General features: G+C 38.4%; 2 protein-coding genes. Both read left to right on the forward strand.

Annotated elements, in window-relative coordinates; translation table 11 throughout:
* Positions 1 to 266 precede the first annotated feature (266 nt).
* Positions 267 to 857 (forward strand): hypothetical protein, encoded by a 591-nt coding sequence (locus tag ACFVFH_RS35750; RefSeq protein ID WP_104843695.1) that lies wholly within the window; start codon positions 267 to 269, stop codon positions 855 to 857.
* Positions 858 to 889: 32 nt separating this feature from the next.
* On the forward strand, positions 890 to 1,273 hold the full coding sequence (locus tag ACFVFH_RS35755) for a hypothetical protein (protein WP_375838824.1): 384 nt from the start codon (positions 890 to 892) through the stop codon (positions 1,271 to 1,273).
* The last annotated feature ends 231 nt before the right edge of the window (positions 1,274 to 1,504 follow it).

The following is a 1,504-nucleotide window of genomic DNA, read 5'->3' on the forward strand; positions in this document are numbered from 1 at the left end:
TTTTGCGCTAGTTGGCTATGTCGACAAGCTGACATACGCATATCGTAGGTATTTGGATCAGGTTGTGGCTTTCTAGTGTATAGCGCAAAAACGCTAAGCGCAGCCGTGCCAGGAATAGTTTTTTTACATGGATTAGGGAGACGCAAAGAGCGTGCGGTTTCGTCCGCACACTACGAGCCAAACCTCCACCCCAAAACAAAGGGTAATGCAAGGTCAAGGGCTTTAAAAAAATACCGTAAACACTAATATAGGAGGTAACTGGATGTATGGGAAAACCCATTGATGAAAAAATGATCGATTTTAAAAAAACTTATTTATCGGGTGAAGTTTTGCCGGAAGTCAGAACGTTTATCGAGTCATTTTCTAAGAGTGAAGATTTGGTTAGGGCTGCATCGAGTTGGTTAGAACATTATTTTCTGGCAACACGAAACTTTCTTGTAGTTGATATGAATGAATATTATGCGGATATTGCTGGAGTATTAGGGATTTTAAGCGATGCAGCGCATAACCTTCCGAGAGCAATAAAAAAACATGATGCTTCTTTATTGAAGCAAGAATTCCAGAGGTATGTAAATGCCTGTTATCTTTGTTCGCAGTTTTTAGAAGAAAATTCGCGGCAAGATGACATTACAAAAAGATTCAAAAACCTCTTAATACCACCGAAAGATGAAATAAGACAAAAAGAAGAACAGAGTCCTGAACAGTGGTTTATAAACGAAATACAGTCTTTACTTCAAGTTGACCTCTCGTCCCTTTATTCCGAAAAATATTGTCAAGGATTTGAGCATGTAACTAGCCATATAAAAGAAATCCTAGAGGAATATGAAAAAATTAAAAAGAAAATGGACAAATTTTAACAAACATTTATCGTTACAAGGGGGATTCTTTTATGAACGATTATGAGGATTATGAGCTCGATCCCGAGCCTGAGAATGAAGAAGTAAAATTTTATGACGATCAGTTTCGGAAATTTAGCGAGTATCCCTTAGCAAATAAGGATGATCTTTCCGTACAAAGAGCAATGGTAATTGTTCATGAATTGGAATCATATGCAGAGGGTGGATCATACAGCTTGTTTGAGGATATTTTCATTGATAAAGAACCCTTTTCATCGCTTTATGCTTGTTTTAAAAAAGACTATGAAAAACAATTCGGTGAACCATTTGACGAGCTTGAGCTGATGTTTTTAGAACCTTTGCAACTGGAGCTGATTGCTGCTTTTGTGAATGGAGTCCTAGAGGCTTCGCAAGTGGAGCCTGACGAGACGACATAGTGGTAATTTTGTGGTGCTAAATTGGTATATATTTTTGAAAATAAGCTTGCTACACTAAAGGAGGTGTAAACATTTTAGAAGTTCGGGGGTCTGTTGAGATGGATTATATTTTAAGCGAAAAGAGGCGAAGAGTGGTTGAAGCTATTGATCGTTTCGGTGTCATCACGAGTGTTCAGCTTGAGCGCTTTCTAAAAGATATGGGAGTCATGACGATTTACCGCGCTCGGGCAC

This window comes from Streptomyces sp. NPDC057697 (genome assembly GCF_042799335.1).
Lineage (GTDB): Bacteria > Actinomycetota > Actinomycetes > Streptomycetales > Streptomycetaceae > Streptomyces.